Here is a 24,596-nt window from a genome sequence, read left to right as displayed (position 1 = left end):
AGACAACATGCGGCAACCGACCGTCTTTGCCGGCGGATAAGAAAAGGGACGCCTCGGCGTCCCTTTTCATGGCTTGCCGCCTCGGGCGGCCATCCAATCTCAATGATGCAGGATCTTCGACAGGAACTGCTTGGCGCGCTCCGAGCGCGCGTCGATGTTGCCGAAGAACTCTTCCTTGGGGCAGTCCTCGACGATCTTGCCCGCATCCATGAAGATCACGCGGTTGGCGACCTTGCGCGCGAAGCCCATTTCGTGGGTCACGCACATCATGGTCATGCCTTCCTGCGCGAGCTGCACCATCACGTCCAGCACTTCGTTGACCATTTCCGGGTCCAGCGCCGAAGTGGGCTCGTCGAACAGCATGCAGATCGGGTCCATCGACAGCGCGCGGGCGATCGCCACGCGCTGCTGCTGGCCGCCCGACAACTGGCCCGGGAACTTGGCCGCCTGGCTCTTCAGGCCGACCCGCTCGAGGTACTTCAGGCCCTTGGCGGTGGCTTCCTCCTTCGAGCGGCCGAGCACCTTCACCTGGGCGATGGTCAGGTTCTCGGTGATCGACAGGTGCGGGAACAGCTCGAAGTTCTGGAACACCATGCCCACGCGCGAGCGCAGCTTGGGCAGGTTGGTCTTGGGCGAGCCGACCGAGGTGCCGTCGACCAGGATGTCGCCCTTCTGGAACGGTTCCAGCGCGTTGACGGTCTTGATCAGGGTCGACTTGCCGGAGCCCGACGGACCGCACACCACCACCACCTCGCCCTTGGCGACCTTGGTGGTGCAATCGGTCAGCACCTGGAAGGCGCCATACCACTTGGAGACGTTGTTGATTTCAATCATACGGCCACCTTTTTCTGGTAACGCTTGACCAGCAGAGATGCGGAAAAACAGATTATGAAGTACACCAGCCCGGCGAACAGCAGCATCTCCACGATGCGGCCGTCACGCTCGCCGATGCCGTAGGCCTGGCCGAAGAAGTCGGCCAGCGCGCTGACGTAGACCAGCGACGTATCCTGGAACAGGATGATGCCCTGGGTCAGCAGCAGCGGCACCATGTTGCGGAACGCCTGCGGCAGGATCACCAGCCGCATGGACTGGCCGTAGGTCATGCCCATCGCCTGCGCGGCGAACATCTGCCCGCGCGACACGCTCTGGATGCCGGCGCGAATGATCTCGGAGTAGTACGCCGCCTCGAACAGCGCGAACGCGATCAGCGCCGAGGTCATGCGCAGGTCCGACGCCTGCGACAGGTTGAACGTCTTCTGCAGCACCTGCGGGATGATCAGGAAGAACCACAGCAGCACCATCACCAGCGGGATGGAGCGGAAGATGGTCACGTAGCCCTGCGCGAACCAGTTCAGCGGCTTGACCGAGGACAGGCGCATCATCGCCAGGATGGTGCCCCAGACGATGCCCACCACCACCGCGGTGACGGTGATCTTGAGCGAGACCATCATGCCCTCGCCCAGCACTTCCAGCGTGGTCGCGTTGATCGAGCTGAAATCGAATGAATATGCCATGACGGGTCCTCTTACTTGCCACCGATGAAGCCGGGCACGCGGGTGCGCTGTTCCACCCAGCGCATGAGCAGCATCACGACGAGATTGATCAGCGCGTACATGATGGTCACGGCGATGAAGGACTCGTACGGGCGCGCCGTGTAGTCCACCAGTTGCCGGCCCTGCGCCGCCAGTTCCAGCAGGCCGATCGTGGACGCCACCGCGGAGTTCTTGAAGATGTTCAGGAACTCGGAGGTCAGCGGCGGCACGATGACGCGGAACGACATCGGCAGCAGCACGAAGCGGTAGGTCTGCGCCAGCGTGAAGCCCATCGCCAGGCCGGCGTTGCGCTGGCCGCGCGGCAGCGAGTTGATGCCCGAGCGCACCTGCTCGCAGACCCGGGCCGCGGTGAACGTGCCCAGGCAGAACATGGCTGCCAGGAACTGCTGCGCGAACGGGTTCATCTGCTTGAACATCTCGCCGCCGGGCAGCAGCTCGGGCATGACGAAGTACCAGATGAACAGCTGCACCAGCAGCGGAATATTGCGGAAGATCTCGACGTAGGTCGCGGCAAGGCCGGACAGCCACTTGTTGGGCACCGTGCGCAGCACGCCGAGCACCGAGCCGATGACCAGGGCGATGATCCATGACGAGAGCCCGAGCGCCAGCGTGACCTTGAGCCCGGAAATCATCCAGTCAAGGTAGGTCTCGTTCTGGGCGGCCTGCTCGAGGAATACCCCCCAATGCCAGCTGTAATTCATGATGAGTCCTCAAAAAGAAACGGAAGGACATGCCTTCCGTTTCGCACAACCGGAATCCCAGGATCAGTCGAGCGCCTTGTCATTCGGCGTCTTGAACAACGCCTTCATGTCTTCGGACAGCGGGAAGTCCAGGTTCAGGCCCTTGGGCGGCACCGGCTGCTGGAACCACTTGGTGTACAGCGTGTTGATCGAGCCGTCCTTCATCATGCCGGTGATGACGGTGTCCGACAGCTTCTTGAACGGTGCGTCATCCTTGCGGATCATGCAGCCGTAGGACTCGCGCGATTGCGGCTTGGCCACCACGATCCAGTCGGCCGGGTTCTTGGCCTTGGCGCGCTCGCCGTACAGCAGCGCGTCGTCCATCATGAACGCGACCGCGCGGCCCGATTCCAGCGTCAGGAACGACTGGCCGTGGTCCTTGGTGCTGATGATGTTCATGCCCAGCTTCTGGTCATCGTTCATCTTGCGCAGCAGGCGTTCGGACGTGGTGCCGGCGGTGGTCACGACGTTCTTGCCCTTGAGGTCGGCCCAGTCCTTGATGCCGCCGTCCTTCTTCACCATGATGCGGGTGCCGATGATGAAGATGCTGGTGGTAAACGATGCCTGCTTCTGGCGTTCGAGGTTGTTGGTGGTCGAGCCGCACTCGATGTCGATGGTGCCGTTCTGCAGCAGCGTGATGCGGTTCTGCGAGGTGATCGGGATTTCCTTGACCTGCAGGTTCGGCAGCTTCAGTTGGTCCTTGATGGCTTCCACGATCTTGACGTTGATGTCGTAGGAATAGCCGACCTGGCGCACGCCGCCCAGGTTGTAGTTGAACGGAATCGACGATTCGCGCACGCCAAGCGTAATCACACCGGTGTCTTTGATCTTCTGCAGCGTGCCCGTCAGTTGCTCGGCGGCTTGCGCGGTACCGCACAGCACGCCGGCTGCAATCATCAGGGAAGCCAACTTGGCAACATTCATAACATCTCCTTGACCATGAAGAGAAGAAAGGCGGGACTCTAACAAAAAACCACCCGCCGACGAAATAGTATTGCGCAGGCATGCACTCAAGACAACGGGTTTTTCCCCTAGCAAAGCCAATATGGGCATGGTTTGCGGGGAGATCGCACCCTGTTGCGGCCCGGATACGGACCCGTTGCCGGCCGGCCGTTTCCTCCCGGCAACACCGGGGAACGCCGGAAAGCGCCGCGGACCGGCTTCCGCGCGGCCGTCATCGGACGGTCACATGCCGCATGGCCGCCGCCGCTCCCGTCAGCGCGGCTGGCGACACCATACGACAACGCGGCTGCCGGAACATCCGGCAGCCGCGTTACCGACACCCGACTGGATTGCTGCAATGCAGCATCACCCTCCGGCGACGCCGCGGCAGCAAGCCGCCCCGACCATCAGGGGTAGAGGCCGCGCATTTCGCGCGCCTGCAGGATCCGCGTGCAGGCCACGATGAACGCGGCCGTGCGCAAGGTAACCTTGTTTTCCTGAGCGATCTGCCAGATCGCACGGAAAGCCTCTTGCATGATTCGTACCAGGCGCTGGTTGATCTCCTCCTCGGTCCAGAAGAAGCTGGAGAAATCCTGCACCCATTCGAAGTACGAAACCGTGACGCCGCCGGCGTTGGCGATCACATCCGGTGCCACCAGGATGTTGCGCTCGCGCAGGATGTCGTCGGCTTCGGGCGTGGTCGGGCCGTTCGCACCTTCAATGACCATCCGTGCCTTGATTTGGGGCGCGTTCTGCGCGGTGATCTGGCCTTCCAGCGCGGCCGGGATCAGGATGTCGCAGTCGACCTGCCAGAACTGCCCGCTGGAGATGGTCTCGCCCTGGAAGCCGTCGATGGTGCCGCTGTGCGACGCATATTCCATCATGGCGGGCACGTCCAGGCCGGCCGGATTGTACAGCGAGGTGCGGTGGTCCTGCACCGCCACCACGCGGGCGCCGGCCTCGTGGAACAGCTTGGCCGCTACCGCGCCGACGTTGCCGAAGCCCTGCACCGCCACGCGGGCGCCGCGGATCTCCAGCCCCAGGTTGCGCGCCGCCTCGGAGCCGACCACGAACACGCCGCGGCCGGTGGCCTCGTGGCGGCCCAGCGAGCCGCCCAGCGAGATCGGCTTGCCCGTCACCACGCCGGTGGCGGTGCTGCCCGAGTTCATCGAATAGGTGTCCATCATCCACGCCATCACCTGCGCGTTGGTGTTGACGTCGGGCGCCGGGATGTCCTTGTTGGGCCCGATGATGATGTTGATCTCGCTGGTGTAGCGGCGCGTGATGCGCTCCAGCTCGCCGTGCGAGAGGGTGCGCGGATCGACGCGGATGCCGCCCTTGGCGCCGCCGTAGGGCACGTTGACCGCCGCGTTCTTGACCGACATCCAGGCCGACAGCGCCATCACCTCGGACAGCGTCACGTCCTGGTGGAAGCGCACGCCGCCCTTGCCCGGGCCGCGCGACAGGTTGTGCTGCACGCGGTAGCCTTCGAAGTGGGCGATGGTGCCGTTGTCCATCTCGATGGGCACGTCCACGATCAGCGCGCGCTTGGGGCGCTTGAGCGTCTCGACCCAGCGGGCCAGCGAGCCCAGGTAGGGCGTGACGCGGTCGACCTGCTGCAGGTAGGTGCCCCAGGGGCCGAGGGCCTCGGGGTTGAGGTAGGAAGGCAGCGTGTGGGATGAAGCGGCGGCGTTGGAGAGGACGGATGAGGGTACGGCGGAAGACATCGTTGGGTCTCGGTGTGAAGGTGCCGCCAGCTTAGAGGAGGCGGCCCCGCCGAAGCCAATGCCGTTTGGTCATCCCGCCGCGCATGTTATGCAAGCCGCGCATAACGTTGCCCGCGGCGCCGCGCGCCTACGCGGGGGCGCCTCCCGTGGCGCCGGCGGGCGCGCCGGCCTGCCACGCGCCCGGCGCGGGCAGGCTGCGCGCGGCCACCGCGTTCCAGACGCGGTCCACCAGCCGGCGCTTGTTGCGCAACTGCGCGCTGCGGCGCTCGCCGGCCTGCTCGCCCGGCTTCTCGCGGTACAGGCGGATCTCCATGTCGATCGACAGCGGCAGCCCGCGCGCCGGCTCCGCCCGCACCAGCCGGTGGTGGGCGATCTCGTCGCGCACCGCGCTCTCGGGCAGGAAGGCCATGCCGTGCCCGGCCAGCGCCATCACCTTGAGCGCCTCGGCCATGTCCGTCTCGTAGCATTTGTCGAGCTTGAGCTTGTCCGCGGTCTCGCCCAGCAGCATGTCCACCATGCGCCCGAGGAACGCGTTCGGCGTGTAGCTGAGGAACGGCACCGGCTTCTTGTCGGTGCCGGGCAGCCGGTACAGCGGCTTGCCGGCGGCGTCGGGCACGCTGTACGGCGACAGCCGCTCGATGCCAAGCACCAGCATGTCGTAGTGCGCCGGGTCGAGCTGGATGGCCTGGCGCGCGTGGTGGTAGACCATCACCAGGTCGCAGCCGCCGTCGACCAGCGCCAGCACCGCGTCGTGCACGTTGAGCGCGCGCAGCCGGCACGGCAGCGTGCCGATCTCGCGCTCCACCGCCTTGAGCCATTCCGGGAAGAAGGTCAGCGACAGCGTGTGCGGCACCGCGAATTCCAGCACGTGGCCGTTGGCCGAGCGCTGGCCGCGCATCAGCGCGCGCGTCTCGCTGACCTGCGCCAGCATCGCCAGCGCCTGCTCGTAGAACACCTTGCCGGCCGGCGTCAGGCTGGTCGGATAGCTGGAGCGGTCGATCAGCTCCGTGCCCACCCAGGACTCCAGCGACTGGATCCGGCGCGAGAACGCGGGCTGCGTCACGTGGCGCTGCTCGGCCGAGCGCGAGAAGCTGTGCGTCTCGGCCAGGCTGACGAAGTCTTCAAGCCATTTGATTTCCATGAGGCGGCATTATCCACCGGCTGCCCGCGTCCGGCGCAGCCGCGGGAATGAAATTCCACCTTCTTGCCTTTTGGTGGAATGAGATTACACTTCCAGGCAGATTTGCACGACAAGACGCACGTGTTTGCTAAAGGCCCGGCGCTATGATGGTCGCAGACCAACAAGGAGCCCGACATGGCCACCCAGCAAGCCGGCGCGGCCGATGCCGCCCACCGCCAGACCCCGCATCCCGGCCTGTTCGCTCCGCTGTCCGCGGGCATGTCCTCGGCGTTCGCGGCCAGCGCGCGCCTGGTGGCGCAGGGCATCGAGGACAGCCTGCCGGATGCCGCCGCGCTGCTGGCGCTGCTGCCCGAACCGCTGCGCGCCGGCTCGCCGCACGGCTATGTGCGCCACCTGGTCCACGCCGACCCGCTGGCGCGCTACGCGGCCATGCTGCTGGTGTGGCGACCCGGCCAGCACAGCCCGGTGCACGGCCACCAGACCTGGTGCGCCTACCGCGTGCTGCAAGGCACGCTGCACGAGCGCCACTACCGCTGGGACGCGCAGGCGCGGCGCGCGCGGCTGTGCGGCGAAATGCCGCGCGCGGCGGGCGACACCTTCAGCGTGCCGGCCGGCCTGCGCCACATCCACGCGCTCGGCAACGACGGCACCGAAGTAGCCGTGTCGCTGCACATCTACGGGGTGGACCAGGAACACATCGGCAGCGGTGTGAACCTGCTGGTCGACGCGGCCTGATTCCGGGCCGGCGCGGCCGGGCACCTGTCACGCTGCATGCCAGGAAAACACCGCCCGAACATGGACCGCTACGACCGCCAGATACTCGCCGCCCTGCAGGAAGACGCCACCGTGCCGGTGGCCGAACTCGGCGAGCGCGTCGGCCTGACCTCCACGCCGTGCTGGCGGCGCGTGCAGAAGCTGGAGGAAAGCGGCGTGATCCGCAAGCGCGTGGCGCTGCTCGACCCGGCCCTGCTCAACGTGGGCGTGACCGTGTTCGTCTCGGTCCGCACCAACCAGCACAGCGCCAGGTGGCTCAAGACCTTTCACGAGCTGGTCGCCTCGATCCCCGAAGTCACCGAGTTCTACCGCATGGCGGGAGACACCGACTACCTGCTGCGCGTGGTGGTGCCGGACATCGCCGCCTACGACCGCGTCTACAAGAAGCTGATCCAGGGCGCGGAGCTGGCCGACGTCAGCTCCAGCTTCGCGATGGAGCAGATCAAGTACACCACCGCGCTGCCGCTGGATTACGCCGACTAGATCTCCGCGCCATCCAGCGAAGCCGAAAGGGAGAGGGGAACAGACCCCGGGCACCAACAGCACGTCCAACAACCTCCATAGCCGTCCAAGAACCCCGCATTAGCCCCTGATTTTGCTGGATTCTTTCTTTTTGGGCATCCGACGATGTCCAACTGGATCCGAAAAAGCTGATGGTATATTCGTTAGTACCTACTCCTCCCTGTTGGTATCAATCGCCCCAAGAGCCTCACCGACCTGGCCGTCCGCAATGCCAAGCCCCTGGACAAGCAGTACAAGATAACTGACGGCGACGGCATGTTTCTGTTAGTACAGCCGAGCGGCGGAAAATATTGGCGGCTCGCCTACCGCTACCTCGGCAAGCAAAAGACATTGGCCCTGGGCGTCTACCCCGAAGTGAGTCTGGCTTCAGCCCGACAGCGGCGCGCGGAGGCACGCGAGAAACTGGCAGTAGGATTTGACCCCGGGGAACTCAAGAAAAGCGACAAGCACACTGCCCGCTTGGCAGCGGAAAACTCGTTCGAGGTGGTTGCAAACGCATGGATCAAGGAGCACGGAAGCACCGTGACTCCCAAACAATGCGAAAAAACACTCTAGCGCCTCAAGAACGATGTCTATCCCTGGCTGGGAAAGCGCCCGATTACCGAAATCGAGGCCCCAGAAATCCTGGCGGTGCTGAAACGGATGATGGCCGAGGAGCGCGTTTCACCGAGCACCGCGTGTGCAGCGAAATTCCGCCGGGTGTTTCTCTACGGCGTCAAGGAAGGGCTCTGCATCAGCAACCCCGCCGCGGCTCTGGTCAAGGCGATCCCACCAGCGAAAGCCACGCACTTTGCGTCGATCACCGATCCGGCAAAGGTTGGTGAAATGCTTCGGCCTTCGATGGCTTCAGCGGCACCTTCACGGTTCTATGCGCCCTCAAGCTGGCACCGCTAGTATTCGTCCGGCCGGGGAATTGCGCAAGGCGGAATGGGCTCAATTCGACCTTGAAAAAGGGGAGTGGCGCTATCTGGTTACAAAAACCAAAACGGAACACCTCGTTCCGCTCGCCACGCAGGTCATTCAAATCCTCAAAGAACTGCAAGCGGTGACCGGTAACGAGCGGTATGTGTTTCCGGGGGGCTCGCTCCAGGCAGCGCCCTATGAGCAATGCTGCGATCAACGCTGCGTTGCGCCGGCTTGGCTACGACACGCACACGGAGATTACCAGCCATGGCTTCCGTGTGATGGCGCACACCATTCTTCATGAAGAATTGGAGCAAAAGCCCGAGGTGATCGAGCACCAGCTCGCGCACTCAGTTCCCGATGCACTCGGCGCGGCATATAACCGCACTAAATTCATTAAGGACCCGCGAGTGATGATGCAGAAGTGGGCAGACTATCTGGATCAACTCAAGGCTAGGGCGAAGATCATCCCGTTGCTGGCGGTAAGCGCAACATGACCTGATAGCGGCTGGATCCTCATTGATGCGCATGATGCGCACTCAGCTACGAATCCGCATTGTCCAGCGGCTAGAGCGACCCCCTGAGACGCTGGACACAGTCTCCCACTTACAATAGCGGAAGTTGGCTCTTCTTGTTTCTAAGCGGTCACACAGATCAGCGAAAAACCTTTCTTTTTGCCCGACGCGCCCGCGGCTCGCGCATAACCCCAGCTAGTTAACGGCAGCCATGCCGCACGACTTCACCCCGCTTTAGGAGGGCGGCCGTTCCAGGGGCCATCCCGCAAAATCGGGGGCCGCGCGAGCGCTGCATGCCGCGCTCGCGCGCATGAATGAGTTGCCGCCAGCTGGCGGCGATTTCTCTCTTGAAACGACAAGAACGACGGATGAGTATAAGCCCGGAATCCCCGCGAGACATCTACCTGAACGTCTCGCGCGAAGTAGAGAGTATTTTGCGAAGGCTTGGCAGCGCATCGGAGGACCAGCAGGTATTGGAGGCCAAGAAGAATACCCGCGCCATCCTCGAGAAGTTCCAGCGAGACATCGAAGGCAATATCGCCGGGCTCGAGCGCCATGCCGAATGGGACACCTTCACCATCGCCTTCTACGGCGAAACCAATGCCGGCAAGTCGACCATCATCGAGACGCTGCGCATCATGCTGGGGGAACAGAGCAAGGCTAAGGCTCAGCAGGCCTTCCGGACACTGCGGGAAGAACTTTGCGTCAGCGAGGAGAATCTCGAGGCCCTGCGCCAACGAATCCGGCAGGGCGACGCACTGCTTACCGAGTTGCAGGCGCGCCTTGACGGACTCGTGTCGTACTATGATGAGCAGGAGCAGGCCTGCCGCGACGAGATCCACCGCCTGCATGCACTGGTGGTCGAGAAAAAGAGAACGGCGACACTCTGGCAGAAATTCCTGAACCGGCTGCGCCAGTTGCCTGAAGAACAGACCTTTACCGGTGCAGAAGCCAGCCTGAGGGCCCTGCTCGCCGAGAGGAACGGCGCCGTCGAGGACGTCGCGCGGCAGCAGCGCGAGACGCTGGATACAAAGCAAGCTGCCGAACGGGAACTCGAACGCGTGGAGCGCGACCAGCACAAGCTGGAATCGCTGGCCGACGGCGTAATCATCGGTAACGGGCGCTCCGACTATACGCTCGAGACCCGAGGCTATGCATTCGAAGCTGGTGGCCACAAATTCACCTTGCTCGACGTTCCCGGCATCGAAGGCAAGGAAGCCATGGTCATGGACGGCATCCGCTCGGCAGTGCAGAAGGCCCATGCCGTGTTCTATGTGACGGGCAAAGCTGCGGCTCCGCAGAAAGGCGACGAGCATACCAAGGGCACGTTGGAGAAGATCAAGGAACACCTTGGCACGCAGACCGAGGTCTGGACCCTCTTCAACAAGCGCATCACCAACCCCATGCAGCTAGAGAAGGGCGGGCTCGCCAGCCAGGACGAACTCGAGAGCCTGCAGGACCTCGACGAAAAAATGCGCGAGCAGCTCGGCGAGCACTACCAGCGCGTCATCCCGCTGAGTGCCCAGCCCGCGTTCCTAGCCGTTGCCGACTGCCTGGTGCCCGGCTCACAGAATGCCAAGAGCAAGGACAAGTTCCTCGCTAGGCTCAAGCCCCAAGAACTGCTGCAGCGCTCGAACATGGAGCAGTTTCGCGAGCTTCTGGCCGGCAACCTGGTGCACGACTATAAGACCAAGATCAGACGCTCCAATTTCAACAAGGCCAACCAAGTGGTCAAGACGGCGGCGGATGAGGTCGCCAGGATCCAGCGTGATTCGTTCAAGCCGCTGGGACAGCAGCTAAAGCAGGACGCAAATGGCTCCCGCGAGCAACTGACCATCGCGCTCCGAACGCTTAAGACACGCCTGGAAACAGAAGGTGAACGGACGATCACCGGTTTCAAGAACGCCGTGCGCAGGCGCATTTACGCGCGCATCGAGTCCGACATCGGCAACGATATCTTCAAGAACGCGCTCGAATCCTGCATCAGGATCGAGCAGGCCAGCCTAGAACAGCGCCTGCCCGGGCTGATGGAGGCCGAACTGAAGACCTTCAAGGCGGAGATCGCAGAGGTCGTCGAGCAGTTCCAGCAATACGCCAGCGAGTTGGTCGAGACCTACGGCAAGATCGGCATGGGCCAGTTGGACAGCTCGTTCGAGCTGAAGATCAGCATTGACAACGGCCTCAAGATATCCAACCTGCTTGGCTCGCTGGTCGGCGGAGTGCTGATGATCTGGAACCCGGCCGGGTGGGTCGCGCTGACGATCGGCGCCATCACGCTGCTGGTCAGCCTCGGCAAGGCCCTCGTCGGCTTCTTCAGCTCCAGCTACAAAATGTCCCAACAGCGCAAGTCGGCCGACCAGAACCTGGAGACCATCGCAGACAAGATGCGCGACTCGCTGCGCGGAAGCCTGACCGCCGCCTTCCGCGAACTGGAGGAAAACGTCGAGATCATTAAGGAAGCGCTGAACGAGCCTGTCCGCCAGGTTGACGAAATCAGTGCGACGCTGCTCAAGTCCGTGGCGGAGCTAAAGAAACTATCCAAAACCATCGAAGCCGTAGGTGCACAGTAAATGGAAAAGACCCTAGACACCTTCAAGGCGCAACAATCCCGCGCCGTGGACATCTTGGAGAAGCTTCAGGGCTTCCTGCAACAAGGCGAAAGCGTCGGCGTGCAGATCGATCCGAACCTAAAGGCCAAGCTGCAAACGGCCATCCAGGACGTAGCCGAAGAAAAACTCAGGATTGCACTAGTTGGCGGCTTCTCGGAGGGCAAGACCTCTATCGCTGCGGCCTGGATGGAGCAACTGGACAAGTCCACCATGAAGATCAGCCACAAGGAATCGTCCAACGAAGTGAAGGTGTACGACGTGGGCTCCGATTTCGTACTGATCGACACCCCCGGGCTGTTCGGCTTCAAGGAACAATACAATGCGCAAACCCACCTCGTGGAGAAGTACAAGGACATCACCAAGAAGTACGTGAGCGAAGCCCACCTAGTGCTGTACGTAATGAACTCGACCAACCCCATTAAGGAAAGCCACAAGGAAGACCTGATGTGGCTGTTCCGCACGCTGGACCTCCTGCCGCGCACGGTGTTCGTGCTGAGCCGCTTCGACGAAGTCGCCGACGTGGAAGACGAGCGGGAGTACCGGGAAAGCCTGGCGGTCAAGCGCGACAACGTCAGCGACCGCCTGCGCAACCTGATCTGCCTGGACGCCGTCGAGACGGCCGCTCTGGCGATCGTCGCCGTGGCGGCAAACCCGTTCGACATGGGCACTGAGTACTGGCTGTCAAACCTGGGCAAGTTCAAGACGCTCTCCCACATCGCCACGTTGCAGGCGGCCACGTCAGAGAAAGTCAAGGCCAACGGCGGCGCCACAGCCATTGCCGAGGCCACAAAAGCGAGCGTCATCCGCGACGTCCTGACCAAACAGCTGCCAGTGGCGGTCGCCAACGACGAGAAGATCGGCCGTGAGGTGGACAAGCTCGAAGCGATGAACACCAGGCTGGCCCGGCAGCTCGCTTCGACCGAGGGCAAGATCTCGGCGGTGCGCGTAAGCCTTCGCGAGTTCGTCTCCGACTACTTCACGGACTTGATCCTGCAGGCAAAGGGGGCGAGCCTGGCCACCTTCACCGAATTCTTCGAGCGCGAAGTGGGCAACAACGGCATCGTGCTGACGACGCGTCTGCAGAACGAGTTCGAGCGCCAACTGCAGGCGGTCACCCTGGAAGTCAGCAAGATGAAAATCGGTTTCAACACAGAAATCAACCACTTCAATGGTGCGGTCAAAGTGCTCGGTAAGCAGGGCCTGGCTACATGCTCAAGAGCAACCTGATCAATAACTCCACGGTGCTGGCGACACGGGATGGCATCGTCGCCATTGCAAAAACGGTCGGAGTAGACTTGGGCAAGATGCTGAAATTCAAGCCCTGGGGAGCCGTCAATCTGGCCAAAGGAATCAACGGCGTGCTGGCCTTCGCGGGCCTAGCCCTGGAGGCCTGGGATAGCTGGGAGCAGGCCAAGCGCGAGGAGAAGTTCCGCGAGTCGATCGAGATGATGGTCGCGAACTTCAACATCCAGCGGATGGAACTGCTGCAGTTGATCGACGGGGTGCACTTCGTCGACCACTTCTTCTCCGAATACATCGAACTACGCAGCAACGTGGCGGAGGTGCAACTGGACGTGGCGCAGCGTCGGCAGCAGCGCGACCGCTTCAATGCATGGCGCCAAGCAGGCGAAGCCATCGACGCCGAGTTCACCGTCCTGCAGGACTGATCTGCCCAAGTCGTGCTCGCGCTCAAAGCACGCCAATGACATCGGCGACGACAACTGCGTCTGCACCATCTGGCATTTGTACTCCGCCGAGAAGCGGCGCCTTGGCTCCCGACGATAACGACCTTCCTGATCCTTAGAGCCCGTTTGAAAATTCAAGGATGGGCGACTCTGCGTAGCAGAAGTCCGCCCATTGCGATATAGACCATTGCCTCGGACACGTCGGGACGTCGCTCGTAGTCCCTGACCAGGCGACGCCAGCGAATCATCCAGCCGAAGGTAAGTTCCACTACCCAACGCCGGGGCAGAACTGCCAAGCCGACCTGATCCTCGCGGCGACGCACCACCTCGACGACAAAGTCGGGCGTCGCGGCTTTATCCGTCAGCGCGCGACGATCGTACGCGCCATCAGCAAACAGATGTTTCAGGCCCGGCCAACGCCTCTTCAAGGCCTCCAGTACCGTCACTACCCCTGTACTGTCGGCAATGCCTGCAGGCGTCAGGTTCACCATCAGCAGCCGCCCATTTGTATCCACGGCAATATGCCGCTTGCGCCCGACGATCTTCTTCGCAGCATCGTAGCCGCGCTCTTTCGCCGCTGGCGCCTTCACCGATTGGCTATCCACAACACCAGCGCTGGGGCAAAGCTGGCGGCCGTCCAACTCCCTGTCGAGCATCAGTACAACATCGTGGAGCGTGCGAAACAGGAACCTGCGCATCAGTCGGCGAAACCACCAATACACCGTTTGCCAGGCCGGGAAGTCCTTGGGCAGCATTCGCCAGCCGCAGCCCGAGCGCACCAGGTATCGCAGCGCGTTGATGACTTCGTGCAGGTCGGCCTTCCTGCGTCGCCCACGCTGGGCTGGCTTCGGCAGCAATCCTTCCATCGCAGCCCATTCCACGTCTGTCACGTCGCTCGGATATCGCTTTGCCTTGGCCGCCATACTTGCCTGCCGTTCTCGATGTTCTTTCTTCCACATCCGAACGTCAGATCACATCTGCGGCGAATTTTCAAACAGGCTCTCAGCATGGGATTCGGTTCTTGGGACAAGCTCACTCAGGAAGATATTCGACATAGTTGTAGGTGCCCCGTCCCTATACGAACTGCCGGCCTTCGTGTGTTCACAGGCTATCGGCAGAGCATCGTAAAATTTAAGTGAGGGGCTGTACCCCCAGCGGTCCGGTGGAAGTCTTGAGGCAGCGATAGACAACATCGGCAGACGCGAGGTAAGGCTTGGGAAACGTTGGTACTTTTGATAGTACTCCTGGAATGAAAATATTTTTTATTCCAATAAATTCAGATACTTATACTTACAATTCGAGTCCGACCCCGGCCTCAGCTACCTCAACGACCTCTGCTGCCTCGGCCACGTCGGGCACTGCGTCGCCCCATCACTCACCCGCGATTGGCCCACCCCGTCATCCGCCGCTCCACCACCGCGAAGAACTCGTACATCACCATCGCCATCACGGCGATCACCACCAGCCCGGCGAAGGCCAGCGGCATCTTCATGGCCGAGCCGGCCGACACCAGCAGGTAGCCGATGCCTTCGTTGGCGGCGTTCATCTCCGACACGGTGGTGCCGACGAAGGCCAGCGTGATGGCCACCTTGAGCGAGGCGAAGAAGAACGGCATCGAGCGCGGCAGGCCGATCTTGAGCAGCACGTCGGTGCGCTTTGCGCCAAGCACGCGCAGCACGTCCTCCAGCTCGGGCTCGAGCGTGGCCAGGCCGGTGGCGATGTTGACCATGATCGGGAAGAACGAGATCAGGAACGCGGTCAGGATGGCCGGGCCGGCGCCGAGGCCGAACCACACCACCAGGATCGGCACGAAGGCGGCCTTGGGCAGCGCGTTGAACGCCGTCATCAGCGGATAGCCCGCGGCGTAGGCCAGCTTCGACGAGCCCATCACCAGCCCCAGCGCCACGCCCACCACGATGGCCAGGGCGAAGCCGACCATCGTGGTCCAGAAGGTGCGCCAGGCATGCCCGGCGATCACGTCCCAGTATTCGAACAGCGCGGCGACGATCGCGCGCGGGCTGGGCAGGATGAAGTCCGACAGGTCGAACGCCAGGCACGCGCCCTGCCACAGCGCCAGGACCGCGGCCAGCAGCAGCCACGGCGCCACGCGCTGCACGCGGCGCTGCCGCGCGGCGCTCATCGGGGAAGAGAAGGTGCTCATGGTCAGTGCTGCCTCACGTGGCCGATCTTCTCGCGCAGCGCGTGGACCAGATCGGCGAAGGGTTCGGTATAGGTCAGGTCGAGGTCGCGCGGGCGCGGCAGGCCGATCTCCTTGCGCGTGAGGATGCGCCCGGGGCGCTGGCTCATCACGTACACGGTGTCGGCCAGGAACACCGCCTCGCGCAGGTCGTGCGTGACCAGGATCACGTTGAAGCGCCGCGCCTGCCACAGGTCGCGCAGCACGCACCACAGCTCCTCGCGCGTGAAGGCGTCGAGCGCGCCGAACGGCTCGTCAAGCAGCAGCATGCGCGGCTCGTGGATCAGCGCGCGGCAGATCGAGGCGCGCTGCTGCATGCCGCCGGAAAGCTGCCACGGATACTTGTCCTCGTAGCCGGCCAGCCCCACCGTGCGCAGCAGGTCGCGTGCGCGCGCCGTGTATTCCTCGCGCTTTTCGCGCAGCGTGGCGCGGTAGGGCTCGACGATCTCCAGCGGCAGCATCACGTTCTGCAGCGTGGTGCGCCACGGCAGCAGCGTCGGCGCCTGGAACGCCATGCCGACCATGTTGAGCGGCCCGTTCACCTTCCGGCCGGCGATCCTGACCACGCCGCGCGTGGCCGGCCGCAGGCCGGTGGCCAGCTTCATGAAGGTGGACTTGCCGCAGCCCGAAGGCCCGACGATGGCGATGAACTCGCCGGGCTCGACCTGCAGCGAGATGTCCTCGACGGCGAACTCGCCCTTGCGGGCCAGCTCGTCGTTATAGGCCAGCCACACGCGGTTGAACTCGACGAAGGGCCTGTCCGCCGGTTCCGCCGGTTCCGCGGGTTCGGCCGGCGCCAGCGCGCGCGGCGATGCGTGTCCGGCCGTCATCGCAGCACGTCCAGTTCGGCGGCCGAGGGCAGGTAGGCATCGGTCCACAGCGCGTCGGGATCGATGCGGCCCTTGGTGCCGAACGCGTCGGCCACCTGCGACGCCATCAGCGACAGGCGCGGCTTGCTGACGCGGCCGAAGCCCTCGGCGCGCGCGTCGGGCGACTTGACCGCGCTGTCCAGCGCCAGCTTCAGGCGCCGGACCTCGAGCTTCTCGTCGATGATGCCGTCGCGCGCCTTGACCGCCTTGACGCCGTCCTCGGGCCGGGCGATCACGTCGCGCGCGGACCTGGCGAACGCGCGCAGGAAGGCCTTCACGGCTTCCGGGTTCTTCTTGATGAATTCCTCCGAGGCGATCACCGCGTTGCCGTACAGCTTCACGCCGTACTGCGGATACGGCAGCACCACGATGTCCTCGTCCTTCACGCCGCGCGCATTGAGGTTGAGGATGGAGGTGAACGAGAAGCCGGTGATGGCGTCGAGGTCGCCGCGCGCGAGCATGGTCTCGCGCAGGGCCGGATCCATCGCCTGCCAGTTGAAGCTCGCCGCCTGCAGCCCGTTGGCCCTGGCGAAGATCGGGAAGGCGCGGCGCCCGGCGTCGAACACCGGCGCGCCGAGCTTCTTGCCGGCCAGGTCGCGCGGCGCCTTGATGCCGGACTTCTTCAGCGCCAGCACGGCCGCCGGCGTGTTGTTGTAGACCATCATCACGGCCACCGGCTTGTTGCGCGCGTCCGGGTTGTTGCCGTAGAACTCCATCACCGAGGCCAGGTCGGCGAAGCCCATGTCGTAGGTGCCGGAGGCCACGCGGTTGACCACGTTGCCCGAGCCGTTGCCAGCGTCGATCGACACGTCGAGCTTCTCGGCCTTGAAATAGCCCTTCTGCTCGCCCAGCAGGAACAGCGCGGACGGCCCCTCGAAACGCCAGTCGAGCTGGAAGCGGACCTTGGTCTGGGCATGCGCGTGGCCGGCGAATTGCGTCGACAGCACCAGCGCGGTGCCGAGCGCCATGCCGAGCTGCAGCATGCGGCGGCCCAGCGTTGGCGCGGCGGACGCGGCCGGCGCGGCGGTGGCGGCGGCAATGACTTCGATCGGGTTGGCGGCACGGGATTGCGGCATGGACTCTCTCTCCTGTTGATCGTTTTCGTGGAGAGTCCGTCTGCAAGCGGCATGCCATGCGAAGGCGCACCAGGCCTGGGCGAGCCCGCATCGGTTTGTCGAACCGGACTTGCGCAAGCCGATGCGCCGGCGCCGTTTGCCGCGCCGGATTGTCGGCAATCCGCGCGTGCGGATTGCGCGGATTGCGCGAATTGCGCGCGCCGGGCGTGTCCGCCCCGCCGCCGCTTCAGGCGATCAGATGTTCAGGCGTCCTGCGTGGCGTCGCCGGCCTCGACGGCCAGCGTCGCGTCTTCCACCGGCGTGGCGTTCTGCGCGGCGCTGCGCGCCTGGATGCGCCACATCTCGGCGTAGCGGCCATCCATGCGCATCAGCTCGGCATGGGTGCCGCGCTCGACCACGCGGCCGTGGTCCATCACCAGGATCTGGTCGGCGTGCACCACGGTCGAGAGCCGGTGCGCGATCAGCAGCGTGGTGCGGTTCTGCGCCAGGCGGATCAGCTCGGCCTGGATGGCCTGCTCGGTGCGCGAGTCGAGCGCCGAGGTGGCTTCGTCGAACACCAGGATGGGCGGGTTCTTGAGCAGCGTGCGCGCGATCGCCACGCGCTGCTTCTCGCCGCCCGAGAGCTTGAGGCCGCGCTCGCCCACGGGCGTGTCGTAGCCCTGCGGCAGCTCGCGGATGAAGGTATCGATCTGCGCCGCGCGCGCGGCCGCGATGACTTCCTCGTGGCTGGCCTCGGGCCGGCCGTAGGCGATGTTGTAGTAGATGCTGTCGTTGAACAGCACGGTGTCCTGCGGCACGATGCCGATGGCGCGGCGCAGGCTGTCCTGCGTGACCGCGCGGATGTCCTGCCCGTCGATCTCGATGGCGCCGCTGCCCACGTCGTAGAAGCGGAACAGCAGCCGCGCCAGCGTGGACTTGCCCGAGCCGCTGTGCCCCACCACTGCGGTGGTGGTGCCCGCCGCGATGGTGAAGTCGACGTCGTCGAGGATGGTGCGGTTGCTCTCGTAGCCGAAGCCCACGTGGGCGAAGCGCACCGCCGCGCCCTGCACGCGCAGCGCCGGCGCGCCCGGCGCGTCGGCCACTTCGCGGTTGGTGCCCAGCAGCACGAACATGCGGTCCATGTCGGTGGTGGCCTGCTTGATCTCGCGGTAGATCACGCCGAGGAAGTTCAGCGGAATGTAGAGCTGGATCATCAGCGTGTTGACCAGCACCAGGTCGCCCAGCGTGAGCTTGCCCGCGGCCACGCCCACGGTGGCGCGCCACAGGATCAGGATCAGCCCGGTGGCGATGATGGCCTGCTGGCCGAAGTTGAGGAAGGACAGCGAGTTCTGCGAGCGGATCGCCGCCGAGCGGTAGGTCAGCAGGTTCTCGTCGTAGCGGCGCGCCTCGTACTCCTCGTTGCCGAAGTACTTGACGGTCTCGAAGTTGAGCAGCGAGTCGATCGCCTTCTGGTTGGCGCGCGAATCCAGCTCGTTCATCCTGCGGCGGAAGTGCGTGCGCCACTCCGTCACCACGATGGTGAAGACGATGTAGCTCACCAGCGCGCAGCCGGTGATGGCGGCGAACCAGATGTCGTAGTGCAGGATGAAGAAGCCCATCACCAGCCCCATCTCGACCAGGGTCGGCAGGATGCTGTAGAGCGAATACGAGATCAGCGACTGGATGCCGCGCGTGCCGCGCTCGATGTCGCGGCTCATGCCGCCGGTCTGCCGCTCCAGGTGAAAGCGCAGCGACAGCGCGTGCAGGTGGCGGAACACCTGCAGCGCGATCTCGCGCACCGCGCTCTGCGTGACCTTGGCAAACAATATCTCGCGCAGCTCCGTGAACAGCGTGCCGGACAGCCGCAGCACGCCGTAGGCCACGATCAGCCCGACCGGCACCACCAGCAGCGCGGCGGCGCTGCCGGCGGGCACGTTCATGTTGTCCACCAGCTTCTTCATCAGCACCGGCACGCCGAGGTTGGCCACCTTGGCCGCCACCAGGCAGACCAGCGCCAGCATCACGCGCCATTTGTAGTGCCATACGTAGGGCAGCAGATTGCGCACGGTCTGCCAGTCGCTGCGTGGCACGCCGGACTTGGCGAACAGGGAGGAAGCGGGCCGGGCGGGGGACGGCTCGGCCGGCGGGGAATAGCGTCGCATACGTTAGAATTCGGGCGAATATGCGATTGTGGCAGAGATCGGCCCGGCTGGCCGGCGCCACCCTCGCATCCGCCCGACCGCGGCCACGCCGCGATGCCGGCGCCGCACGGCGGCCAACGCACTCCGGCACGCATCGCCCGGCCCCGCGGCACGGCGCCGCCCCAACCCTGTCTCTTCTGCCCCAGCCATCATGACCCAAGCCATCGACCACCCCTGCCTGCCGCCCGGCAAATATCCCGCGCTGCGCGTCGTCCCCATGCCGGCCGACGCCAACGTGCACGGCGACGTGTTCGGCGGCTGGATCATGGCGCAGGTCGACCTGGCCGGCTCGATCCCCGCGGTCGAGCGCGCCCAGGGCCGCGTGGCCACGGTGGCGGTCAACTCGTTCCTGTTCAAGCATCCCGTCTTCGTCGGCGACCTGGTGAGCTTCTACGCCGACATCGAGAAGACCGGCCGCACCTCGATCACGGTGTCGGTGGAGGTCTACGCGCAACGCATGCGCCACAGCAACGAGATCGTCAAGGTCACGGAAGCCACGCTGACCTACGTGGCGACCGACGACAGCCGGCAGCCGCGCGTGCTGCCGGCGATCTGACCGCCCTCCCCGGCCGGACTGCCGCCCAGGCGGCCGCCTGAATCCTCGCGGGAATCCCCGAGGACACGCCGCCAGCACCATCGACAGCGCCGCCGCCATGCCGCCGCCCGGCCCGCCCCGGGCCGCCGGCGCGCGGCCGGCCACCCGGCAGGTGCACGCTCTCCGGTTGAAAAGCGGAAATTTCCCTCCGTGAATTGGGCTGCTTCCGAGTCCCCGGCCTGTCTTTCGATCCTTAAATACGAATGATTATCAATCGTGTTTCTGGAGCAAAGAATGAGCAGCTACATAAAATCCGTCGCGCTGCCGCCGCGCCGCCCCCTGGCTTGCACCGTGCTGGCGATGGCGGCCTGCGCCGCGCCGGTCCTGGCCGAGGACCGCGAACGGCGAGGCCGGCACGTCGAGCTGGAAACGGTCACGCTGCGCGAAGCGCTCCTGCCGGGCGCCAAGGTGAACGCCTCGGGTTCGGCCAAGTACGCGATGCCGCTGCTGGACACGCCCCAGACCATCTCGGTGGTGCCGCGGCAGGTGATGGAGGAGCAGAACGCGCTGAGCCTGCGGCAGGTGCTGTCCAACGTTTCCGGCATCACCTTCAACGCCGGCGAGGGCGGCGGCGGCTCGGGCGACAGCATCAACATCCGCGGCTTCAGCGCCAACGCCAACATGCAGGTCGACGGCCTGCGCGACAGCGGCCAGAACAACCGCAGCGACCTGTTCAACCTGGAGGCGGTCGAGGTCATCAAGGGGCCGAACTCGGTGTTCGGCGGCGCCGGCACCACCGGCGGCAGCATCAACATGATCAGCAAGCAGCCCGGGGCGGACAGCTTCACGCACGCCGGCGCGGGCCTCGGCACCGACAACTTCCGCCGCCTGACGCTGGACACCAACCAGGTGCTGCCGTGGGGCGCGGCATCGACCGCGGTGCGCCTGAACCTGATGGCGCACGAGAACGACGTGCCGGGCCGCGGCCCGGTCGACCGGCGCCGCTGGGGCGTCGCGCCGTCGGTCGTGTTCGGCCTGCGATCGCCCACGCAGCTGACCCTGAGCTACTTCCACCAGCGCGACGACAACCTGCCCGACTACGGCGTGCCGGCGCTCAACGGCCACCCGCTGGCCGGCGCGGGCCGCCACGGCTACTTCGGCTGGCGCAATCTCGACAAGGAAGACATTACCACCGACGCGATCACCGCCCGGCTCGAACACGAGTTCAGCGACAGGCTCAAGCTGCAGAACCTGACGCGCTACTCGCGCCTGCACCGCGACACCGTCATCTCGGCCTCGCACGTCGACCAGACCGGGCTGCCGCCCGGGCGCTACAAGCCGGCCGGCCCGCAGGGCTACGGCCGCGATTCGACCACCGCCATGTGGATCAACCAGACCAACCTGACCGGCCGGTTCGATACCTTCGGGCTGGCGCACACGCTGGTCGGCGGCTTCGAGATCTCGCGCGAGACCTACGAGCGCGGCACCTATTCCTACAATCTCTCCGGCCACTACCCCGCCGGCGGCTACGACCTGCGCAACCCGCCCGGCTTCTGGAGCGGCCCGGCCAACCGGCAGGACAGCGGCTACAACCGGACCTGGCTCGACGTGAAGGCGCTCTACGCGCTCGACACCATCGCCCTGGGCAAGGCCTGGGACCTGAGCCTGGGCATGCGCTACGACTGGATGGACGGCAGTTCGCAAAGCACGCCGGCGGGCAAACCCACCGAGCGCGCGGACAGCGCCGACCGCCAGCTCAGCACGCGCGCGGGCGTGGTCTTCAAGCCCACGGACAACGGCCGCGTCTATGCCGCCTATGGCACCGCCTTCAATCCGTCCGCCGAGCATCTCGTCACCACCGGCTCGGGCGTGGACAAGAACACGGCCTCGCTCGCGCCGGAAAAGAACAGGACCTTCGAGGCCGGCACCAAATGGGAGTTCATGGCGCGGCGCCTGAGCGTCAACGGCGCGCTGTTCCAGGTCGACAAGAACAATGCGCGCGAACGGCTGGCCGACGGCAGCTACGCGCTGGCGGGCAAGCAGCGCGTGCGCGGCGTGGAACTGGGCGCGGCCGGCAAGCTGACGCCGCAATGGGACCTGCTGGCCAGCTACACCTACCTGAACAGCGCGACGCGCCGGTCGCCTCTCGCGCCCGCGCGCGAAGGCAAGGCGCTGGCCAACACGCCGGCGCATTCGCTCAGCTTGTGGACCACCTACCAGCTTGCGGCCGGCTGGACGCTCGGCTACGGCGCGCGCTACGTCGGCAGGCGCAACGTGACCTCGGCCGGCGACGGCAAGCTCGGCAGCTATTTGGTGCACAACGCCATGCTCGGCTATGCGCCGAACAAGCGCCTCCGGTTCCAGCTGAACGTCGACAACCTGTTCAACAAGGCCTACGTGGAGCGGGTGCGGCAGTCGCTGGGCAGCGCCTCGCGCTCGTCGGCGCTCGAATACGGCGACGGCCGCGCCGCCGTCCTGAGCGCGGTCTACTCGTTCTGACGCCTCAGTCGAAGCGCGAGAAATCCGGGCGGCGCTTCTCGAAAAACGCGGTGAAGGCCTCCTTCGCCTCCGGCGCCTGCAGCATGCGCCGGAACGTCTCGCCTTCCTCCTGCATCCGCGCCTGCACCGCGGCCATGTCGCCGCCCTTCATCAGGCGCTTGGTCGCGCGCAGCGACGAGGCCGGCAGCGCGGCCAGCTTGCGCGCCTGCTGCAGCGCGAACTCGTGCAGCTCGGCCACCGGCAGCACGCGCGTGACCAGCCCGATCTGCTGCGCTTCGTGCGCGCCAAAGGCTTCGCCCAGCAGCAGCTTTTCCGCGGCGCGCTGGTAGCCCAGCAGGCGCGGCAGCAACAGGCTCGAAGCCGCTTCCGGGCACAGCCCGAGCTGCGCGAACGGCAGCGACAGCCGCGCCGTCTCGGAGGCGTAGACCAGGTCGCAATGCAGCAGCATGGTGGTGCCCACGCCGACCGCCGGCCCGCTCACCGCGGCCACCAGCGGCTTGCCGGCCTGGCTGATCTGCTGCAGGAACTGGAACACCGGCGCCGGCGGCTCGCCCTCGCCGCCGGTGGGCGGGCGCTTCATGAAGTCGTCGAGGTCGTTGCCGGCGGTGAAGACCTCGGGCTTGCCGCGCAGCAGCACCACGCGCACGGCCGGGTCGGTCTCGGCCGCGCGCAGCGCGTCGGCCATCGCCTGGTACATCGCCGCGGTGATGGCGTTCTTCTTGTCGAGCCGGTCGAACTCGATGGTCAGGATGCCCTGCCCGATGGTGGTGAGAATGCTCATGGAATGTCCGCTCCTTGCTGGCCGGCCCGGCGCTGTTGTACGACGGGCCGGGAGAATGGCAAGACGGGCCACGGCGGCACGGCGCGAGTCCGTGTTCCGTGGCCCGTCTCGACTACGTCGCCCGCGGCGCGTTCAGACGCGCTCGAAGATCCCCGCCGCGCCCATGCCGGTGCCCACGCACATCGTCACCATGCCGTACTTCAGGTCGTGGCGGCGCAGCGCGTGCACCACGGTGGCCGAGCGGATCGCGCCGGTGGCGCCGAGCGGGTGGCCCAGCGCGATGGCGCCGCCCATGCGGTTGACCTTGTCCGGATCCAGGCCAAGGTCGCGCGTCACCGCCAGCGCCTGCGCGGCGAAGGCTTCGTTGAGCTCGATCCAGTCGATCCGGTCCTGGGTCAGGCCCGCCGCCTTGAGCGCGGCCGGAATCGCTTCCTTGGGGCCGATGCCCATGATCTCGGGCGGCACGCCGCGCACCGCGAACGAGACGAAGCGCGCCAGCGGCACCAGGTTGAACTGCTTGAGGATCTTCTCCGAGACCAGGATCAGCGCGCCGGCGCCGTCCGAGGTCTGCGAGCTGTTGCCGGCGGTGACGCTGCCCTTGCTGGCGAACACCGGGCGCAGCCGGGCCAGCCCTTCGAGCGAGGTCTCCGGGCGCGGGCCTTCGTCGAGCGCGATGGTGCGCGTCTTGACGTCGACCTGCCCGGTGGCGAGGTCGGGAAATTTCTCCACGATCTCCACCGGCGTGATCTCGTCGGCGAACTCGCCGGCCTGCTGCGCGCGGATCGCCTTCTGGTGCGAGGCCAGCGAGAACGCATCCTGGTCCTCGCGGCTGACCTGCCACTGACTGGCCACCTTCTCGGCGGTCAGGCCCATGCCGTAGGCGATGCCGATGTTCTCGTCGCGCGCGAAGATCGACGGCGACATCGACGGCGAGTTGCCCATCATCGGCACCATGCTCATCGACTCCACGCCGGCGGCGATCATCACGTCGGACTCGCCCACGCGGATGCGGTCGGCCGCCATCGCCACCGCCGACAGGCCCGAGGCGCAGAAGCGGTTGACCGTGATGCCGCCCACGCTGACCGGCAGGCCCGACAGCAGCGCGCCGATGCGCGCCACGTTCAGGCCCTGCTGGGCCTCGGGAATCGCGCAGCCGACGATGGCGTCCTCGATCAGCGCGGGATCGAGCCCGGGCACCTGCGCCACGGCCGCGCGCAGGATGGTGGCCAGCAGGTCGTCCGGGCGGGTGTTCCTGAACGCGCCCTTGGGCGCCTTGCCGATCGGCGTGCGGGTCGCGGCAACGATGTATGCGTCTTGCAGTTGTTTCATGATGTCGGTTCCTCGCTTG

Annotated in this window: 21 protein-coding genes and 1 pseudogene; 9 read left to right on the top strand and 13 right to left on the bottom strand. The window is 65.3% G+C overall.

Translation table 11 applies throughout. The annotated features are described in order from the left end of the window. Window positions 1–99: 99 nt before the first annotated feature. The 6 genes from ACWTPI_RS02905 to ACWTPI_RS02880 form a co-directional block, all read right to left on the bottom strand. The gene (locus tag ACWTPI_RS02905) at window positions 100–834 is read right to left on the bottom strand and encodes an amino acid ABC transporter ATP-binding protein (RefSeq protein ID WP_454730922.1); all 735 of its coding nucleotides are present in this window, start codon (window positions 832–834) and stop codon (window positions 100–102) included. Beyond that, window positions 831–1,514, bottom strand: coding sequence for a glutamate/aspartate ABC transporter permease GltK (gltK, locus tag ACWTPI_RS02900; protein WP_020203179.1), 684 nt, complete (start codon window positions 1,512–1,514; stop codon window positions 831–833). Before gltK ends, ACWTPI_RS02905 begins: the two co-directional genes overlap by 4 nt. Before the next feature lie 11 nt (window positions 1,515–1,525). Then, entirely contained in the window at window positions 1,526–2,254 is a 729-nt protein-coding gene (locus ACWTPI_RS02895) for an amino acid ABC transporter permease (protein ID WP_020203178.1), read from the bottom strand. Window positions 2,255–2,317: 63 nt separating this feature from the next. Beyond that, window positions 2,318–3,217, bottom strand: a complete 900-nt coding sequence (locus ACWTPI_RS02890; RefSeq protein ID WP_029043645.1) for a glutamate/aspartate ABC transporter substrate-binding protein — start codon at window positions 3,215–3,217, stop codon at window positions 2,318–2,320. Between the two features lie 425 nt (window positions 3,218–3,642). Continuing rightward, a complete protein-coding gene (locus ACWTPI_RS02885) occupies window positions 3,643–4,962 on the bottom strand; it encodes a Glu/Leu/Phe/Val family dehydrogenase (protein ID WP_020203176.1) in 1,320 nt (439 codons plus the stop codon). A 127-nt stretch (window positions 4,963–5,089) separates the two neighbouring features. Further along, the gene (locus tag ACWTPI_RS02880) at window positions 5,090–6,103 is read right to left on the bottom strand and encodes a LysR family transcriptional regulator (RefSeq protein WP_059410477.1); all 1,014 of its coding nucleotides are present in this window, start codon (window positions 6,101–6,103) and stop codon (window positions 5,090–5,092) included. A 174-nt stretch (window positions 6,104–6,277) separates the two neighbouring features. Here ACWTPI_RS02880 and ACWTPI_RS02875 point away from each other — a divergent pair, with 174 nt between their 5' ends. The 7 genes and pseudogenes from ACWTPI_RS02875 (at window position 6,278) to ACWTPI_RS02845 (ending at window position 13,093) form a co-directional block, all read left to right on the top strand. Then, complete coding sequence (locus ACWTPI_RS02875) at window positions 6,278–6,838, top strand: cysteine dioxygenase family protein (protein WP_020203174.1); 561 nt, start codon at window positions 6,278–6,280, stop codon at window positions 6,836–6,838. Window positions 6,839–6,898: 60 nt separating this feature from the next. After that, complete coding sequence (locus ACWTPI_RS02870) at window positions 6,899–7,360, top strand: Lrp/AsnC family transcriptional regulator (RefSeq protein ID WP_020203173.1); 462 nt, start codon at window positions 6,899–6,901, stop codon at window positions 7,358–7,360. A gap of 207 nt (window positions 7,361–7,567) precedes the next feature. Next, a complete protein-coding gene (locus ACWTPI_RS02865; protein WP_454732442.1) occupies window positions 7,568–7,954 on the top strand; it encodes an Arm DNA-binding domain-containing protein in 387 nt (128 codons plus the stop codon). Between the two features lie 27 nt (window positions 7,955–7,981). Next, window positions 7,982–8,293 (top strand): phage integrase central domain-containing protein, encoded by a 312-nt coding sequence (locus ACWTPI_RS02860; protein ID WP_454732441.1) that lies wholly within the window; start codon window positions 7,982–7,984, stop codon window positions 8,291–8,293. Window positions 8,294–8,499: 206 nt separating this feature from the next. Then, complete coding sequence (locus ACWTPI_RS02855) at window positions 8,500–8,799, top strand: tyrosine-type recombinase/integrase (protein ID WP_454730921.1); 300 nt, start codon at window positions 8,500–8,502, stop codon at window positions 8,797–8,799. Between the two features lie 365 nt (window positions 8,800–9,164). Beyond that, window positions 9,165–11,387: a hypothetical protein gene (locus ACWTPI_RS02850; protein ID WP_454730920.1), complete on the top strand. Its 2,223-nt coding sequence runs from the start codon at window positions 9,165–9,167 to the stop codon at window positions 11,385–11,387. Continuing rightward, window positions 11,388–13,093 (top strand): annotated as a pseudogene (locus ACWTPI_RS02845) (LeoA/HP0731 family dynamin-like GTPase). It begins immediately after the preceding gene. A gap of 152 nt (window positions 13,094–13,245) precedes the next feature. Here the strand turns inward: ACWTPI_RS02845 and ACWTPI_RS02840 are convergent. The 5 genes from ACWTPI_RS02840 to ACWTPI_RS02820 all read right to left on the bottom strand — a co-directional run bounded on the left by ACWTPI_RS02840 (window position 13,246) and on the right by ACWTPI_RS02820 (window position 19,394). Next, entirely contained in the window at window positions 13,246–14,070 is an 825-nt protein-coding gene (locus ACWTPI_RS02840; RefSeq protein ID WP_454730919.1) for an IS5 family transposase, read from the bottom strand. 416 nt (window positions 14,071–14,486) lie between these two features. Beyond that, window positions 14,487–15,272, bottom strand: a complete 786-nt coding sequence (locus tag ACWTPI_RS02835) for an ABC transporter permease (protein ID WP_081651405.1) — start codon at window positions 15,270–15,272, stop codon at window positions 14,487–14,489. A gap of 2 nt (window positions 15,273–15,274) precedes the next feature. Then, the gene (locus tag ACWTPI_RS02830; RefSeq protein WP_454730918.1) at window positions 15,275–16,138 is read right to left on the bottom strand and encodes an ABC transporter ATP-binding protein; all 864 of its coding nucleotides are present in this window, start codon (window positions 16,136–16,138) and stop codon (window positions 15,275–15,277) included. Continuing rightward, window positions 16,135–17,160: an ABC transporter substrate-binding protein gene (locus ACWTPI_RS02825; RefSeq protein WP_454732440.1), complete on the bottom strand. Its 1,026-nt coding sequence runs from the start codon at window positions 17,158–17,160 to the stop codon at window positions 16,135–16,137. The genes ACWTPI_RS02830 and ACWTPI_RS02825 overlap by 4 nt, the downstream gene beginning before the upstream one ends. 335 nt (window positions 17,161–17,495) lie before the next feature. Continuing rightward, window positions 17,496–19,394, bottom strand: coding sequence for an ABCB family ABC transporter ATP-binding protein/permease (locus ACWTPI_RS02820; protein ID WP_020203169.1), 1,899 nt, complete (start codon window positions 19,392–19,394; stop codon window positions 17,496–17,498). 190 nt (window positions 19,395–19,584) lie between these two features. On the opposite strand from ACWTPI_RS02820, the gene ACWTPI_RS02815 reads away from it, so the two are divergent. Next, complete coding sequence (locus ACWTPI_RS02815) at window positions 19,585–19,989, top strand: acyl-CoA thioesterase (RefSeq protein ID WP_020203168.1); 405 nt, start codon at window positions 19,585–19,587, stop codon at window positions 19,987–19,989. A 273-nt stretch (window positions 19,990–20,262) separates the two neighbouring features. Further along, entirely contained in the window at window positions 20,263–22,467 is a 2,205-nt protein-coding gene (locus ACWTPI_RS02810; protein WP_454730917.1) for a TonB-dependent receptor, read from the top strand. A 4-nt stretch (window positions 22,468–22,471) separates the two neighbouring features. Here ACWTPI_RS02810 and ACWTPI_RS02805 read toward each other — a convergent pair whose 3' ends face one another. Together ACWTPI_RS02805 and ACWTPI_RS02800 are read right to left on the bottom strand one after the other, a co-directional pair. Next, window positions 22,472–23,248, bottom strand: a complete 777-nt coding sequence (locus ACWTPI_RS02805) for an enoyl-CoA hydratase (RefSeq protein WP_020203166.1) — start codon at window positions 23,246–23,248, stop codon at window positions 22,472–22,474. Between the two features lie 132 nt (window positions 23,249–23,380). After that, a complete protein-coding gene (locus ACWTPI_RS02800) occupies window positions 23,381–24,580 on the bottom strand; it encodes an acetyl-CoA C-acyltransferase (protein ID WP_029043644.1) in 1,200 nt (399 codons plus the stop codon). Window positions 24,581–24,596: the final 16 nt, after the last annotated feature.

The organism is Cupriavidus ulmosensis (genome assembly GCF_977008105.1).
This window is presented reverse-complemented; position numbering and strand designations above follow the sequence as displayed.